This window comes from Citrobacter freundii complex sp. CFNIH9, assembly GCF_002903305.1.
GTDB lineage: Bacteria > Pseudomonadota > Gammaproteobacteria > Enterobacterales > Enterobacteriaceae > Citrobacter > Citrobacter portucalensis.
The window spans coordinates 2819206-2834318 of record NZ_CP026238.1 but is presented as its reverse complement, the minus strand read 5'-3'; the positions used below and the strand labels follow the sequence as shown (position 1 = coordinate 2834318).

Here is a 15113-nt window from a genome sequence, read left to right as displayed (position 1 = left end):
TATGATTATGTCATTTTTGTGATAGCGATCGTTTTATTAACAGCGAAACGTTTCTCTTACTTTTTTTGTGCATTGTCATCATTCTTTCATTATTTTGGTGCAAAAGCAGAAGGCGGATCTCATTTTTACGCTTGTGACATTTTATGCATTACTAAGCATAAAAAATGATATCCGGCACACCCTGTAACAGCTAATCTGGAACAACCGAAGCTATTGAGCTATGGTAGAAATGTCCCGGCTATGGTGCAAGCCAGGCGGGGGATGGGGCGAGCGGCGGGAATATAACACTACTCGGTGTGGCGCATAACTGTGCAGTTGCTGTTTGATGAACGACGGGATTTGTGCGACCGATCGAGACACGTTTAAAAATGGCTTGCCATTATTAACGTTGTATGTGATAACACGTTTTGGGTTAAACGAGGTACAGTTCTGTTTATGTGTGGCATTTTCAGTAAAGAAGTCCTGAGTAAACACGTTGACGTTGAATACCGCTTCTCTGCCGAACCTTATATTAGTGCCTCAAGCAGTAATGTCTCAGTTTTATCTATGTTATGCCTGCGGGCGAAGAAAATACTCTAAGGAATTTTGCAAATGGCAAAGATTAAAGGTCAAGTTAAGTGGTTCAACGAGTCTAAAGGTTTTGGTTTCATTACTCCGGCTGATGGCAGCAAAGACGTGTTCGTACACTTCTCCGCTATCCAGGGTAACGGCTTCAAAACTCTGGCTGAAGGCCAGAACGTTGAGTTCGAAATTCAGGACGGCCAGAAAGGTCCGGCTGCTGTTAACGTAACAGCTATCTGATCGACACCACTGATTTGAAGCGCATATGCGCAACCATCTCAGATATAAAGCCTCGCCTATGCGGGGCTTTTTAATTCAAAATACGTCTAAATATTTCTAAATGCCCTTCCATTAGCGCTTTGTTGCAAAGGCGTGATGTTCGTAGCATAGTTTTCCCCGCTTTCTTACGACATTTCTCGTTAAATCAGACACCTGAAAAACTATCTTGCTGGAGACCAGGTGAAAAAGAAAAACGACGGCGACGCGCGCAATTTTACTCCCGTACGTTTTGCCCTGCTTTGTGTGGCAATATTATTGAGTCTGGGGTTGCTGCTGGGTCGGGTTGCGTGGCTGCAAATTGTCACGCCGACGAGTCTGGTGAAACAGGAAGACATGCGTTCGTTACGTGAGGTAACTATTGCCTCGCCGCGCGGGATGATTACCGACAGAGAAGGGCGACCGCTGGCGGTAAGTGTTCCGGTTAACGCCGTATGGGCCGATCCTAAGACCATCATCAGCAAGGGAGGCGTGGGTTACAACGAACGCTGGCAGGCTCTGGCAAGGACTCTGCATTTGTCACTGAGCACGCTGGCGGAACGCGTTAACAGTAATCCTGGCGGACGTTTTATTTATCTGGCACGACAAATTTCCCCTCAGCAGGCTGAGTGGGTCGATGATCTTAATCTCCCGGGCATCAACCTGCGCGAGGAATCCCGCCGGTTCTATCCCGCAGGCCACGTAGCGGCGAATCTCATTGGTTTTACCAACATTGATGGACAAGGCATTGAAGGGCTGGAAAAGAGCTTTAATAACCAACTGATGGGTAAACCTGGCTCCCGTCTGGTACGTAAAGACAAATTTGGCCATGTCATCGAAAATATCACCGAAGTTACGCCTGTACCTGCACACGAATTACAGCTCAGCATCGACGAGCGTCTGCAGACAGTCACCGAAGATGCGTTGGACAATGCCGTTACGTGGAATAAAGCAGAATCAGGAGCCGCAGTGCTGGTCAACATTGCTACCGGTGAAATACTGTCCATGGCGAGCTTTCCTGACTTCAACCCCAATAATCGTGATGGCGCGGTACTGGATGATTTTCGTAACCGTGCAATTAGCGATACGTTTGAACCCGGTTCAACCGTTAAACCGCTGGTGATTATGACTGCACTCCAGCAGGGGATAGTACAACCCGACAGCGTGATTGATACCCATCCTTTTTACCTTGATGGGCATCGTATTCGTGACGTCGGATTTTACCCGGAACTGTCGCTGACCGGGATTTTACAGAAATCGAGCGATACCGGCGTGTCGCACCTTTCATTGGCTATGCCTGTCCAAAAATTGCTGGATACCTATAAAAGCTTTGGTTTTGGCGATCCAACCGGACTGGGATTAACCGGTGAAAGCAGCGGTTTGATGCCTCAGCGCCGCTACTGGAGCGATTTGGATCGCGCGACCTTTGCATTTGGTTATGGGTTAATGGTAACGCCGCTGCAGTTGGCGCACGTATATGCAACCATTGGTAGTTTTGGTATCTATCGGCCCCTTTCGATTACCCGTATTGACCCGCCGGTAATCGGTACCAGAGTGATGCCGGAGGCGCTGGTTCACCAGGTTGAACATATGATGGAAAGCGTTGCGTTACCCGGTGGTGGGGGAACTAAAGCCGCGGTCAGGGATTATCGCGTGGCGGTTAAAACAGGAACGGCAAAGAAAATTGGTGATGACGGTAAGTATGTCGATAAATACGTGGCCTACACGGCAGGCGTTGCACCAGCGAGCGACCCGAAATTCGCGCTGGTCGTGGTGATTAATAACCCGCAAAACGGTGCTTATTATGGTGGGGCTGTCTCTGCGCCTGTCTTCAGCCAGATAATGGGTGATGTCCTGCGTCTGGAGAACGTTAAACCGGATGGTATGCCTGCTGACTCCGATCATCTGCTGGTGATGCACGGCAGCAACGTATCCTCGCCGTCGTTGTAAGTTATTTTCCCAGGGCGCAATTCGCGTTACACTTGCGCCCTTAAGTCACCTGCCGGAGTTGTCATGTCGTTTTCCTGTCCTCTTTGCCACCAGCCTCTTACTCAAGCGAATAACAGTTTTGTCTGCCCCGGGCGGCACCAGTTTGACGTGGCGAAAGAAGGGTATGTCAACTTACTGCCGGTTCAGCATAAACGATCGCGCGATCCGGGTGACAGCGCTGAGATGATGCAGGCGCGACGGGCATTTCTTGATGCCGGGCACTATCAACCGATGCGTGATGCGATTGTGAATGTGCTGAAAGAGAAGTCGACTTCAGAAGATGCAGCGATCCTGGATATTGGCTGTGGGGAAGGGTATTACACCCATGCGTTTGCCGACGCGCTGACGGGTTGTACAACCTTTGGTCTTGACGTCTCCAAAGTGGCAATTAAAGCTGCAGCCAGACGCTATCCGCAGGTGACCTTTTGCGTTGCCTCCAGCCATCGTCTGCCGTTCGCAGATGAGTCAATGGATGCCATCATCAGGATCTACGCGCCCTGTAAAGCGCAAGAGCTGGCACGCGTGGTTAAACCGGGGGGATGGGTTATCACCGCCACGCCGGGACCGCGTCATTTAATGGAACTGAAAGGGCTTATTTATGATGAGGTGCGTTTGCATGCGCCGCACACAGAGCAACTGGACGGTTTTGTTCTGCAACAGAGTATTGCGCTGGGGTATCAGATGCAGCTTCAGGGCAGCGAGGCCGTTGCGTTACTGCAAATGACGCCGTTCGCCTGGCGGGCAAAGCCAGAGGTGTGGGAAACGTTAGCGGAGAAAAAGACGTTTGACTGCCAGACCGACTTTAGTATTCATGTCTGGCAGCGTCTAAATTAACCGTGGAAGTGTGCCCAGAGGATCTGGGCACCGATACCAATCAGCACCACCCCACCCAAAATTTCTGCTCGTTTGCCCAGCATCGGGCCAATGAAACGACCAATCATCATGCCGAGCGTGGACATAATCAATGTGGCGCAGCCGATGGCCAGCGCAGTGGCAATAATATTGACCTGCAGGAAAGCCAGACCCACCCCGACGGCCATTGCGTCGAGACTGGTGGCAATGGCGGTGGTAACCAGCAGCCAGAAACCATGACGGCGCTGCGGTTCTTCATCCTCATCACCGTTATCGCGAAAACCTTCGATTATCATTCGCCCGCCTAAAAAGATCAGCAGAATGAAGGCGATCCAGTGGTTCCACTCCAGCACGAATTTGCTGGCCAACATACCCATGCCCCAACCAATCAGCGGCGTAAGCGTTTCAACTGCGCCGAATATCAGACCTGTGCGCAATGCTTCAGAAAATTTGGGTTTATGCAGGGTGGCACCTTTGCCAATTGATGCAGCAAAAGCATCCATCGACATGCCAAAAGCGAGAAAAACGGTAGCGGTGAGATTCATAACAGCGTCCTGACCGGGGTATCCATAAAACACATCACTGCCCCCAGTAACCATGCATACAGGCCGGAATCACTGTAAATACAGCGCCATTCAGATATGCATTGCAGTTGATGTGCCTATGGTCTCGCCTGACTGAACCTGTAAATTCAGTCCGTACGCGCCACGTTTTTCAACGAGTATGTTGACACGTACATTTCCGGAGTCTGGAAATCGGCTACTCCCCAACGACGGGCGCAACCTTAACATATTTTGAGAATATAAAACAAGAAACGCAGAAATAATATTTGACTTCTAATTGAAAACGATTTTCATTTAGATTTATTTATAAATAAAACGTTAAAATAAATAACATTGTGGACAGTTAAATATAGCCTTGGCTATGTTGGTTTTTATACTGATATATAAAAAACATAGTTTAGGCTATATTTATAAGCTATTGATTTGAAATTAATAGTTTATATATCTTCTCAAGATCGTCTATATTTCGTACGCGAATCAACAATCTTCGATGTTCTAATTGCATCACTAATACACCGTCTTCAGATAAATTCATCTCTTTAATGCGGTTATATTCAATCCAGACGTTGGCGAAGAAAAAACCTTTCTGCTTGAAGATGATTTTTGGCGTACGGATCCAGAACAGATACAACCCCATCAATACCAGTGCACATAATAACCATGTGGTAAATTGCGCGCCGTGGCTGGTGATGTTGTTGTAGATAAGAATAGCTACCAAGCCAAGGAAGATAACGCTGTCAACTCTGCTGCGGGGAAGCAGGGAGACAGTAAGCAGAGTAGGGCCATTACGGCGGGGCATGATGAACTGATCGTAAATGGCATACGCCAGCAGCGAAAAGATAAATAGAACCAGCACCAGGTCCGTGATAGTCATGAATCCTCAACCCTCTAAATAGAAAAACCGGGGGCAAGCCCCCGGTGATGCACAACAGTCTTACAGACCGAGCAGTCCGACAGCGTAGCCCGCGATACCGATGACGAAGAAGCCAACGATGATCCACAGCGGGTTAACTTTCTTACGCAGCAGCCACATACAGGCGAATGTCAGCAGCAGAGGAACCAGACCCGGCATCAGCTGGTCAAGGATAGTCTGCACGGTGGTAACACGAGTCTGGCCATCCTGACCGGTGATAGTGGAAACCACCAGCGGGATGTTTACGTGCGTCCACTTGTTAACCAATGCCCCCATGACAAACAGGCCGAGGATTGACGCCCCCTCGGTCAGTTTCTGCAGGAAGCCGCCGCCCATATCTTTAACGATATCGACACCTTTACGGTAGCCATATGCCACACCGTAATAACGGGTTGCCAGACGAACCAGGTTAAACAGGATGAAGAACAGCAGTGGCCCCAGCAGGCTGCCGCTCATCGCGATACCTGCGCCGAGTGCGGCGAAGACCGGACGTACGGTACCCCAGAAGATCGGGTCACCGACGCCTGCCAGCGGACCCATCAGACCAACTTTGATACCGTTGATGGCACCATCGTCAATCTCTGCGCCGTTTGCACGCTGTTCTTCCATTGCCAGCGTAACGCCCAGTACTGGAGCCGCTACGTACGGATGGGTGTTAAAGAATTCCAGGTGACGCTTAATCGCTTGCTTACGTGCATCGTTGTTTTCCGGGTACAAGCGGCGGATAGCCGGTACCATGGAGAAACAGAAACCCAGCGCCTGCATACGTTCGAAGTTCCATGAACCCTGAAACAGGTTAGAACGAATGAACACGCCACGAATGTCACTCGGAGTGAGTTTTTTCTCGGTGGTAGTTTTAGTCATATCAACCATTTCGCTCACCTGCTAGTCCAGTTCGTTATCGAGATCGTTATTGCCAGCCGCCGCAGCAGGTGCACCGGCTACGCGGTTATATTTCGGGCTCAGCTGAATGTAGAGGATGGCCATGACTGCGCCAATCACACCCAGAGCAACCAGGTTGAAGTTAGTAAATGCCGCGGTGACGAAGCCGAGGTAGAAGAATGGCATCAGATAGCCTGCGCGCATCATGTTGATGACCATCGCATAACCAACCACTACGATCATACCGCCTGCGATGTTCAGACCACCGGTTACGACTTCCGGAATGGCGTTAAGCATGCTCTGAACTTCACTGGTACCAACAGAAATCGCTACGATTACCGCCGGGATAGCGATACGCATAGCCTGCAGGAACAGCGAGGATACGTGCAGCCAGGAGAGCGCAGTCAGGTTACCGTTTTCGGCTGCCTTATCCGCTGCGTGCTGGAATGCTACGGTGATTGTACGAACGATAATGGTCAGTACCTGGCCTGCTGCTGCCAGTGGGATAGCCAGCGCGATACCGGCACCAATGCTTTGATGACCCGCGATAACCAGAACGGTAGAGATAATTGAGGCCAGTGCGGCATCAGGTGCAACCGCAGCACCGATGTTCATCCAGCCCAGGGCGATCATTTCCAGGGTACCACCGATGATAATACCGGTTTTCATATCCCCAAGAACGGCACCAATCAGCGTACAGGCCACCAACGGACGGTGGAACTGAAATTCATCGAGTACCGACTCCATACCCGCGATACATGCGACGATGAACACCAGCACAATCTGAAGAGTGGTAATCTCCATTGTACTTCTCCTATTGCTATACAGACTTAAGTGTGAAAACTAAGTAAATGCCAGGGAATTATTTCACCTTGGCAATCAAATCCATCATTTTCAGTTTCTGATCGGTAGAAACCTTACGGGCCTCAAGCTCAATACCGCGTTCGTTGAGTTTCTTGAAGGCTTCGATGTCTTTGTCATCGACAGAAATTGCGTTGTTTACCTGCGTTTTACCCTGACGGAAAGCCATACCGCCAATGTTCACGGAGGTAATTTTCACACCACCTTCAACGATACGTTCTACGTCGGTTGGGTTGGTGAACAACAGCATCACACGCTCACCTGCATATTTCGGGTTGTTGTAGACGCGGATCATTTTCGCGACATCAACCACATGCGCCGTCACACCCGGAGGTGCTACCTGAGTCAGCAGCGTTTTACGCACGGTATCGGCGGCAACTTCATCACTGACGACGATAATGCGCGTTACGTTGGTTTCTTTGGTCCAGCGAGTTGCCACCTGACCATGGATTAAGCGGTCATCAATACGCGCCAGGCCGATCTGCATATAATCGTTCGGCCCCATCGGTTTCGCGGGGGTTGCTGCTTTCGGTGCCGCGACGGGGGCAGGAGCGGCTTTTTCCACCGGTTTTGCTTTCAGCGCTTTCACGCCTTCGCTACCGGTTTCAACGGCCAGTGCCACTAACTCATCAAAGCTTGGGTTGTCATCACGCGCCATGAAGGTCTCAACCAGCATGGGAATGTTCACACCGGCGATTACTTCGTAATGCTCTTTATCGACGACAATGCGGCTCGCAGCGTTAAACGGGCTGCCTCCCCATGTGTCAACGAGAAACAGCACGCCTTTACTGGTATCGAGTTTTGCCAACTGAGCGTTGTACTTTTCGATCAGCGTTTCAGCATTTTCGCCTGGAACGAAATCGATCCAGCCGACGTTTTCCTGCTCGCCTAACAGCATCTCTGCCGTCTTAAGTAACTGCTCTGCAGCCCAACCATGTGTGCCTATTACAATAGCAATGGTCACTTGCTACCTCCTTTATTATCGTTAACACATCAACGTGAAGATGTATTTGAATCGTCGTCCGCAATCGAATCGATTCAGATAAGGGTTACAAAGAAAAACCTATGATTTTCGTGAATTATTTTAGATATCGAAAAAAATATTTTATGTGATGAAGATCCGTAATTTAACTTCCGATAAAAAGAAATTTCGAAGGGTAAAATATCTCCGAAACAACTTATTGCAAAGGAAGGTAAATCTTTGCTAAAAACAGCTTCTCTCTGTTATGTTTAGCATCTGTTTAATTACTCAGGAGTATAGGGCAGTAGCCCACCATATGGATCGTCACCGACGTCATTTCACCTTCAGGCCGTATCAAGCCTGTCAGATTGGCACTTTTTGCCACAAATTTTCTCTGCATATCGCTTTAACGCCTGAGATCCTCAGCGCGCAGTTTGGTCATTCCTTAAGCAGGAGCTTGTCATGGAATTATTAATGGACCCGCAGATTTGGGTGGGTTTGCTCACGCTTGTCGTTCTCGAAATTGTTCTGGGTATTGATAACCTGGTCTTCATTGCGATCCTGGCTGATAAGCTGCCGCCGAAACAGCGTGATAAAGCGCGTTTAATCGGTTTGTCACTGGCACTGATTATGCGTCTGGGCTTGTTGTCCGTGATTTCGTGGATGGTGACGCTGACAAAGCCGCTGTTCACGGTAATGGACTATGCGTTCTCGGGGCGCGATTTGATTATGCTGCTGGGGGGGATCTTCCTCTTGTTCAAGGCTACGACAGAGCTGCATGAGCGGCTGGAAAACCGTGAACATGATACCGGGCAGACGAAAGGGTATGCGAGCTTTTGGGTTGTCGTAACGCAGATTGTCATCCTCGACGCGGTGTTCTCGCTGGATGCCGTGATTACAGCGGTCGGTATGGTCAACCATCTGCCAGTGATGATGGCGGCAGTAGTGATTGCCATGGCCGTGATGCTGCTGGCCTCTAAGCCGCTGACACGATTTGTGAACCAACACCCGACGGTGGTGGTGCTGTGTCTGAGCTTCCTGTTGATGATTGGTCTGAGCCTGGTTGCCGAAGGGTTTGGCTTCCATATTCCGAAAGGTTATCTGTATGCGGCGATTGGTTTCTCGATCATCATCGAGTTGTTTAACCAGATTGCCCGTCGTAACTTTATTCGCCACCAGTCGACGCTGCCGCTGCGTGCACGTACTGCCGATGCAATCCTGCGTCTGATGGGCGGTAAACGTCAGGCCAGCGTGCAGATGGAATCCGATAACCCGGTGCCGGTTCCTGTCCCGGAAGGCGCGTTTGTGGAAGAAGAACGCTATATGATCAACGGCGTCCTCTCCCTGGCGTCGCGTTCGTTACGTGGCATTATGACGCCTCGTGGTGAAATCAGCTGGGTTGATGCCGACCTGAGCGTGGCAGAAATTCGCGAGCAGTTGCTCTCATCACCTCACAGCCTGTTCCCGGTGTGTCGTGGGGAACTGGATGAAATCATCGGTATCGTGCGTGCTAAAGAGCTGCTGGTGGCGCTGGAAGACGGTGTGGATGTGGCGGCGATTGCCTCTGCTTCTCCGGCTATTGTTGTTCCGGAGACGCTGGACCCGATCAATCTGTTAGGCGTACTGCGTCGTGCCCGCGGTAGCTTCGTTATCGTCACTAACGAGTTTGGCGTAGTACAGGGTCTGGTCACGCCGCTGGACGTATTAGAAGCCATTGCCGGTGAATTCCCGGATGCCGATGAAACACCTGAAATTATTGCTGATGCAGGTGGTTGGTTGGTCAAAGGCGGTACCGATCTGCATGCGTTGCAACAGGCGCTGGACGTGGATACGTTAGTGAATGAAGACGAAGATATCGCCACGGTGGCAGGTTTAGTCATTGCGGCTAACGGCCATATTCCACGCGTAGGTGATGTTATCGAGGTTGCACCGCTGAGCATTACGATTGTCGAAGCGAATGACTATCGTGTGGATTTAGTTCGCATTGTTAAAGAACAACCCGCTCACGACGAAGACGAGTAATCGGGTTTAGCGAAACGGCATGACGGGCATACTGTGTCGCCCGTTATGTCGGGTGGGCGGCGGCGTGCTGCCCGCCAGCCATTTTGGGAAATCACGCAGCGGCATTGGCTTTGCGTACAAAAAACCTTGCAACAAATGTACGCCGTGTCGGCGCAAATGCTGAGCCTGCGCCTGGGTTTCAACGCCTTCCGCCACCAGTTCTATATTCAATTTTTTCCCCAAAGCGATAATGATGTCTGTGACGGTTGAGTTCACGGCGTCTGTTCCTATTGCCGAAGTAAATGATTTATCGATCTTCAGCACATCCGGGCGGAGTTTTTCCAGCCAGGAGAGCGAGCTGTTACCGGTACCGAAATCATCAATTGCCAGTTTTACGCCGAGACGATTTAATTCGCGTACGACCCGATAATCCACATCCAGTAACGCATCTCGTTCGGTCAGTTCGATAACCAACTGCTGGATTGGGTGCTGGCTGAACCAGTACTGATTAAGATCTTTTAGCAGCGTGCCGTTACGAAAATGGCTGGCGGCGACATTAATCCCAATATGAAACTGACTGCTCATCGGGAAAACGTGTCTTTGCTGAATGGTTTCTGCGATGACATGACGGGTTAGCGGCACAATCAGGTTGTGCTCCTCAGCGATGGGAATAAACACTTCCGGAGAGATCCAACCCTGGCGTGGGTTATTCCAGCGTAGAAGAATCTCCACGCCCATGCATTGCTGGGTTTGCGCATTAAGCAGCGGCTGGCAAAACAGCTCGAATTCCCGAGCAGCAAGGGCCAGATTAATCTCCCAGGAAAAACTCATTCTGCTGGCAGTCGCCAGCCATGCCAGGTAACCCACTAATAAACTTAGGATCAACGCCAGCGGCAGCTGTGTTGGCAGATGTTTAATCGCCAGTTCACTGGGACCGGGGCCGGTGACGCTAATGGTAAACGGGAAATGTTGAGATGACAGCTGGTAGCGTTTTTCATCATTTAGCTTAGGCAGAGTATCGACCACACCTTGATCATACAGTAGATGCCGATTACCAACGGTTAAGCTGGCATCGGTGATCTGCGGCGGCTGGGGTTCAAGCAACATAGACGACAATAAATCAATATTGACGATTTCCAGCACGCCATCTTCACCATCGGCAGAGGATGGATACCATTGCGTCAGAATCGGGCTGCCTTTTATCAGCGAATGGTCAGTAGACAGCAGCAGTTGCGGTTCCCGGCTGGGTAATTCGGGCTGTAGTTGACGAATGGGGACATTGCGATACCCAAAAATGCTGGAGCAATACAGGATCCCGCTTTGAATCAGATTAATAGAACGCACCGTTTGCAGTCTTGCGGCATGTTTGCTTAACGGTAAACGTGCCACTGAGCAGGGGAGGCCAATTAACGGCAGCAATACATCACGTCCGGTCTGCAAGGGTAAAAGCACGTCATCCAGTTCTTCTACAGCATGGTTGGCAAAGGTGACGATATTTCGGTGATTTAAATTACGCTCCGAAATAAATCGAACAGTTAATGTGAGGATGAGCGTCAGTAGTGCACATACTGTGCAGACGATTAAGCGATTCCGGCGATAATTTTTAATGATCCGTTGTGCTGTTTGCATGCGGGCCGCCCGATAAGCCGTTGGTCACAGAAGCCAACAGCAACAGAGCAAGTGTAGTGGGGAAAATTACAGTAGACGAGGGAGAGGGGGCAAATTCGCCCATCCGTCGCAGATGGGCGAAAACTAAGTATTAGTCACATTGAACTTTGATTGCCAGGCCACCGCGTGACGTTTCGCGGTATTTGGCGTTCATGTCTTTACCTGTTTCGTACATGGTCTCAATGACTTTATCCAGCGAGACGCGCGGCGCGCTGGTACGGCGCATTGCCATACGCGCAGCGTTGATCGCCTTCACTGAAGCAATGGCGTTACGTTCAATGCATGGAACCTGTACCTGACCGGCAACCGGATCGCAGGTTAAGCCGAGGTTATGTTCCATGCCGATTTCGGCAGCAACACACACCTGCTCAGGGCTAGCGCCCAACAGTTCAGCCAGACCAGCGGCAGCCATGGAGCAGGCTACACCCACTTCACCCTGACAACCTACTTCTGCACCAGAGATTGAGGCGTTCATTTTGTACAACGCGCCAATTGCACCGGCCGCCAGGAAATAGCGGGTATAGATATCCGGGCTGACGGACTCGATGAAATGATCGTAATAGGCCAGTACCGCAGGCACGATACCGCAGGCACCGTTGGTTGGCGCTGTCACTACGCGACCGCCCGCGGCGTTTTCTTCGTTAACGGCCAGGGCGAACATGTTCACCCAGTCGATCACGTTCATCGGATCGTTGGACAGCTTATCGCTGGAAACCAGCATACGACGCAGAGCCGAAGCACGACGAGGAACGCGCAGCGGACCCGGCAACACACCTTCGGTGTTCATGCCACGATCGATACAGGCCTGCATGGTTTGCCAGACGTGGCCAAAGTACTCTTCAATCTCTTTTTTGCTGTGCAGAGCAAGTTCGTTCTGCATCGCCATGCCAGAGAGAGACAGGCCGGTGCTATTGCAGTACTCCAGCATTTCAGTCGCGGATTTGAACGGATAAGGCACGCTGACCTCGCCCGCGGCATCCTGACCAAAATGTTCTTCATCAACGATGAATCCACCGCCGATTGAGTAGTAGGTTTTGCTATAAATGACGGTTTCGCCATTGTACGCATGGATCTGCATTCCGTTTTCATGCAGCGGCAGGTTGCCGTTGTGAAAACGCATCCCGTCATTCTGCGGGAAATCCACTTCGTGCTGACCCTGTGCAAGCAGCAGGCGTCCACGCGTTTCTACGTCGCGGATAAATCCGGGGATGCTATCAATATCCACGGTAGCAGGCTCATTGCCTGCCAGACCCATAATAATGGCGATATCGGTGTGGTGACCTTTACCCGTGAGCGACAGTGAACCATACACGTCGACGGCGACACGAGTAACGCTGTCCAGTAATCCTTTTTCGACCAGGTCATCGACGAACTGTTTACCCGCCTTCATAGGCCCTACGGTATGGGAAGATGAGGGACCAATCCCCACCTTAAACATGTCGAATAGACTAATCACGATAATACTCCTACAGGGCGACTGGGCTTTCCAGTAACGATGTTATAACTGCGCATAGTGTAAGAGGGAACGCGGCGATCGGCTTAACTATTCACATGAATTAAACTAATAGATAACCGCGGTTTTACTAATGTTGTGACCTGAGTTTCAAGTTGTCTATGGCGCGCGTAAAGATAAGTATAGTCAGGGCTTGACGCCAATTTGCAGCGCCAGCTCACGAATTATTCCGGCGGTCATTCCCCAGACGAAATATTGCTCATACCAGGAAAGCCATACACGATGTGAATCGCCGCGGCGGTAGATATCCAACGGGTGATAACGACCTAAATGCAGGGCCTGCGCCAGCGGCATTTCGAACACGGCGGAAACTTCGTCTTCACTTGCGCGATACGGCAAATTTGGCGGGATAATCCCTACCACCGGTGTGACCTGGAAGCCGGTCACGCTGTCAACCGGCGGCAGAACGCCAATCACCTCAACGCAAGAAGGGGGGATCGCCACTTCTTCCTGCGCTTCGCGAAGGGCGGCGGCAATCAACGAGGCATCACTGCTATCCACCGCCCCACCGGGGAAGGCGACCTGTCCGGCGTGCTTGCGCAGGTGAACGGAACGCTGGGTTAACAACAACCCCGGCTGTGGACGACGCACGACGGGGATCAGTACGGCGGCCTGGCGCTGGTTTAACGCGGCATGATTGACCTGCGGGCGCAGGAGTTGAAAGCGCGATAAGAAATCATCAAGCGTCAGGCTGCTGTATTCCACGTCTCAGTTCTCCAGTTGGTGCAAAATACGATTCACTTTATCAAATGTTTCCTGATATTCAGCGTCTTCCTGACTGTCCGCCACTATGCCGCCGCCAGCGGAACAATAAATTTGTCCGTTTGTGGCTGTCAGCGTGCGAATGGTGATGCTGGTATCCATATTGCCGCAGAAACTCAGATAACCGATGCTGCCGCACCAGGCATTACGTCTTTGTGGCTCCAGTTCGTCAATAATTTCCATCGCCCGCACTTTCGGCGCACCGGTAATAGAGCCGCCGGGGAAGGCTGCGCGTAGCAGATCGGTGGCGTGTAATGACTCTGGCAGACGTGCGGTAATGGTGCTGACCAAATGATGAACGGCAGGGAACGGTTCGACGACAAACAGCTCCGGAACCTGTACCGAACCCGGTACGGCAACGCGGCCAATATCATTACGCATCAAATCGACGATCATCAGGTTCTCCGCACGATCCTTCGGCGAATTCGCCAGCCGCCGGGCCTGCTCACGATCGGCATCGGCATCTTCAAGCCTGGGCAACGTACCTTTAATAGGACGGGTCTGGATATGCTGGTTCTCCAGCAGAATAAAACGTTCTGGCGAAAGGCTGAGGATAACGCCTTCCTCAAGACGAATAAACGCGCTGAACGGGGCGCGGTTAGCGTGATTGAGTTTGACAAATGCCTGCCACTCATCCCCCTCGTAATGCGCTTGAAAACGCTGCGCGAGGTTGACCTGGTAACAATCGCCGCTGTGCAGATAGCCCTGTACCTGGCGGAATTTTTCGCCATACCGGGCGCGGCTCATATTGGACTGCCACGCCGAGGTCAATGTAAACGGCTCACGCGTTGGCGGTTGTTGCGCGTCGAGCCATTTCAGGCGAGCCTCGACATCGGTATGGCTGAGCAGCGATACGGTCTGCAACTGGTGGTCAACAATCAGCGCCCAGTCGTAAATGCCAACGGCCATATCCGGTAGCGTAATATCGCGCTCAGCAATAGTGGGCAGAGATTCAAAGCGTCGGCCAAGGTCGTAGCCAAACAGACCTAACGCGCCGCCCTGAAACGGCAGATCGGGGTGATACTCGGGGTGAATCTTGTGTGCAGCTAGCGCGGAATGTAATACCGTCATTGGATCATCAAGCGAGCGCGTGATTGCGTGCCCGTCCTGCACTACGGTCTCTTCAGCACGTGTAACCAACGTGGTGACGGGATCCGCCACCAGAATATCAAAGCGGTTATGCGGATGGTCGGCTTGACCTGAATGCAGCAGCATCGCCCAGGGCAGATGGCTTAATGTCGAAAAATAGCGTTCAGCGGCGTCCTGACGCCAGGGTAATGTGATTACTGCGGGAGATAACGTCTTCATCAGTCCTGACTCGTTGCTACTCTA

Annotated in this window: 15 protein-coding genes; 6 read left to right on the top strand and 9 right to left on the bottom strand. The window is 51.2% G+C overall.

Translation table 11 applies throughout. From position 1 onward, the window contains the following. The first annotated feature begins 435 nt into the window (after nucleotides 1–435). From C2U43_RS14320 to rlmA, 4 genes are all read left to right on the top strand, one after another. Entirely contained in the window at nucleotides 436–579 is a 144-nt protein-coding gene (locus tag C2U43_RS14320) for a DUF2627 domain-containing protein (protein ID WP_003034983.1), read from the top strand. A 12-nt stretch (nucleotides 580–591) separates the two neighbouring features. Then, nucleotides 592–801, top strand: coding sequence for a transcription antiterminator/RNA stability regulator CspE (gene cspE, locus C2U43_RS14315; protein WP_001062678.1), 210 nt, complete (start codon nucleotides 592–594; stop codon nucleotides 799–801). Nucleotides 802–1020: 219 nt separating this feature from the next. Next, on the top strand, nucleotides 1021–2766 hold the full coding sequence (ftsI, locus tag C2U43_RS14310; protein ID WP_003833773.1) for a peptidoglycan glycosyltransferase FtsI: 1746 nt from the start codon (nucleotides 1021–1023) through the stop codon (nucleotides 2764–2766). Between the two features lie 63 nt (nucleotides 2767–2829). Further along, nucleotides 2830–3639, top strand: coding sequence for a 23S rRNA (guanine(745)-N(1))-methyltransferase (gene rlmA, locus C2U43_RS14305; protein WP_103285353.1), 810 nt, complete (start codon nucleotides 2830–2832; stop codon nucleotides 3637–3639). On the opposite strand, the gene mntP is transcribed toward rlmA, so the two are convergent. From mntP to manX, 5 genes are all read right to left on the bottom strand, one after another. Beyond that, a complete protein-coding gene (mntP, locus tag C2U43_RS14300) occupies nucleotides 3636–4202 on the bottom strand; it encodes a manganese efflux pump MntP (RefSeq protein ID WP_149384882.1) in 567 nt (188 codons plus the stop codon). The two genes, rlmA and mntP, sit on opposite strands and share 4 nt — an antisense overlap. A 433-nt stretch (nucleotides 4203–4635) precedes the next feature. Next, on the bottom strand, nucleotides 4636–5094 hold the full coding sequence (locus C2U43_RS14290) for a DUF986 family protein (RefSeq protein WP_032943762.1): 459 nt from the start codon (nucleotides 5092–5094) through the stop codon (nucleotides 4636–4638). A 60-nt stretch (nucleotides 5095–5154) separates the two neighbouring features. Next, nucleotides 5155–6006 carry a PTS mannose transporter subunit IID gene (locus C2U43_RS14285; protein WP_003833769.1) on the bottom strand — a complete coding sequence of 284 codons (852 nt, stop codon included), beginning with the start codon at nucleotides 6004–6006 and terminating at the stop codon, nucleotides 5155–5157. Nucleotides 6007–6018: 12 nt separating this feature from the next. Beyond that, nucleotides 6019–6819 carry a PTS mannose/fructose/sorbose transporter subunit IIC gene (locus C2U43_RS14280; RefSeq protein ID WP_003021004.1) on the bottom strand — a complete coding sequence of 267 codons (801 nt, stop codon included), beginning with the start codon at nucleotides 6817–6819 and terminating at the stop codon, nucleotides 6019–6021. 58 nt (nucleotides 6820–6877) lie between these two features. After that, a complete protein-coding gene (gene manX / locus C2U43_RS14275) occupies nucleotides 6878–7840 on the bottom strand; it encodes a PTS mannose transporter subunit IIAB (protein WP_003833768.1) in 963 nt (320 codons plus the stop codon). 262 nt (nucleotides 7841–8102) lie between these two features. Between manX and C2U43_RS30200 the strand changes: the two genes are divergently transcribed. Together C2U43_RS30200 and yoaE are read left to right on the top strand one after the other, a co-directional pair. Then, nucleotides 8103–8312, top strand: a complete 210-nt coding sequence (locus tag C2U43_RS30200) for a protein YoaL (protein WP_008785027.1) — start codon at nucleotides 8103–8105, stop codon at nucleotides 8310–8312. After that, a complete protein-coding gene (yoaE, locus tag C2U43_RS14265) occupies nucleotides 8300–9859 on the top strand; it encodes a CNNM family cation transport protein YoaE (protein ID WP_008785026.1) in 1560 nt (519 codons plus the stop codon). The genes C2U43_RS30200 and yoaE overlap by 13 nt, the downstream gene beginning before the upstream one ends. A 6-nt stretch (nucleotides 9860–9865) precedes the next feature. On the opposite strand, the gene C2U43_RS14260 is transcribed toward yoaE, so the two are convergent. The 4 genes from C2U43_RS14260 to pabB form a co-directional block, all read right to left on the bottom strand. Next, nucleotides 9866–11467: an EAL domain-containing protein gene (locus C2U43_RS14260; RefSeq protein ID WP_103285352.1), complete on the bottom strand. Its 1602-nt coding sequence runs from the start codon at nucleotides 11465–11467 to the stop codon at nucleotides 9866–9868. 130 nt (nucleotides 11468–11597) lie between these two features. Continuing rightward, a complete protein-coding gene (gene sdaA / locus C2U43_RS14255) occupies nucleotides 11598–12962 on the bottom strand; it encodes an L-serine ammonia-lyase (RefSeq protein ID WP_003833765.1) in 1365 nt (454 codons plus the stop codon). Between the two features lie 183 nt (nucleotides 12963–13145). Continuing rightward, the gene (locus C2U43_RS14250) at nucleotides 13146–13724 is read right to left on the bottom strand and encodes a CoA pyrophosphatase (RefSeq protein ID WP_003020991.1); all 579 of its coding nucleotides are present in this window, start codon (nucleotides 13722–13724) and stop codon (nucleotides 13146–13148) included. A 3-nt stretch (nucleotides 13725–13727) separates the two neighbouring features. Then, entirely contained in the window at nucleotides 13728–15089 is a 1362-nt protein-coding gene (gene pabB, locus C2U43_RS14245) for an aminodeoxychorismate synthase component 1 (RefSeq protein ID WP_071446194.1), read from the bottom strand. Between the last annotated feature and the right edge of the window lie 24 nt (nucleotides 15090–15113).

Bases quoted from the DNA above. Each gene is read 5' to 3' on its own strand.
- C2U43_RS14320 (WP_003034983.1), top strand. From the start codon at position 436: ATGTGTGGCATTTTCAGTAAAGAAGTCCTGAGTAAACACGTTGACGTT.
- cspE (WP_001062678.1), top strand. From the start codon at position 592: ATGGCAAAGATTAAAGGTCAAGTTAAGTGGTTCAACGAGTCTAAAGGT.
- rlmA (WP_103285353.1), top strand. From the start codon at position 2,830: ATGTCGTTTTCCTGTCCTCTTTGCCACCAGCCTCTTACTCAAGCGAAT.
- mntP (WP_149384882.1), bottom strand. From the start codon at position 4,202: ATGAATCTCACCGCTACCGTTTTTCTCGCTTTTGGCATGTCGATGGAT.
- C2U43_RS14290 (WP_032943762.1), bottom strand. From the start codon at position 5,094: ATGACTATCACGGACCTGGTGCTGGTTCTATTTATCTTTTCGCTGCTG.
- C2U43_RS14285 (WP_003833769.1), bottom strand. From the start codon at position 6,006: ATGGTTGATATGACTAAAACTACCACCGAGAAAAAACTCACTCCGAGT.
- C2U43_RS14280 (WP_003021004.1), bottom strand. From the start codon at position 6,819: ATGGAGATTACCACTCTTCAGATTGTGCTGGTGTTCATCGTCGCATGT.
- C2U43_RS30200 (WP_008785027.1), top strand. From the start codon at position 8,103: ATGTTTAGCATCTGTTTAATTACTCAGGAGTATAGGGCAGTAGCCCAC.
- yoaE (WP_008785026.1), top strand. From the start codon at position 8,300: ATGGAATTATTAATGGACCCGCAGATTTGGGTGGGTTTGCTCACGCTT.
- C2U43_RS14260 (WP_103285352.1), bottom strand. From the start codon at position 11,467: ATGCAAACAGCACAACGGATCATTAAAAATTATCGCCGGAATCGCTTA.
- pabB (WP_071446194.1), bottom strand. From the start codon at position 15,089: ATGAAGACGTTATCTCCCGCAGTAATCACATTACCCTGGCGTCAGGAC.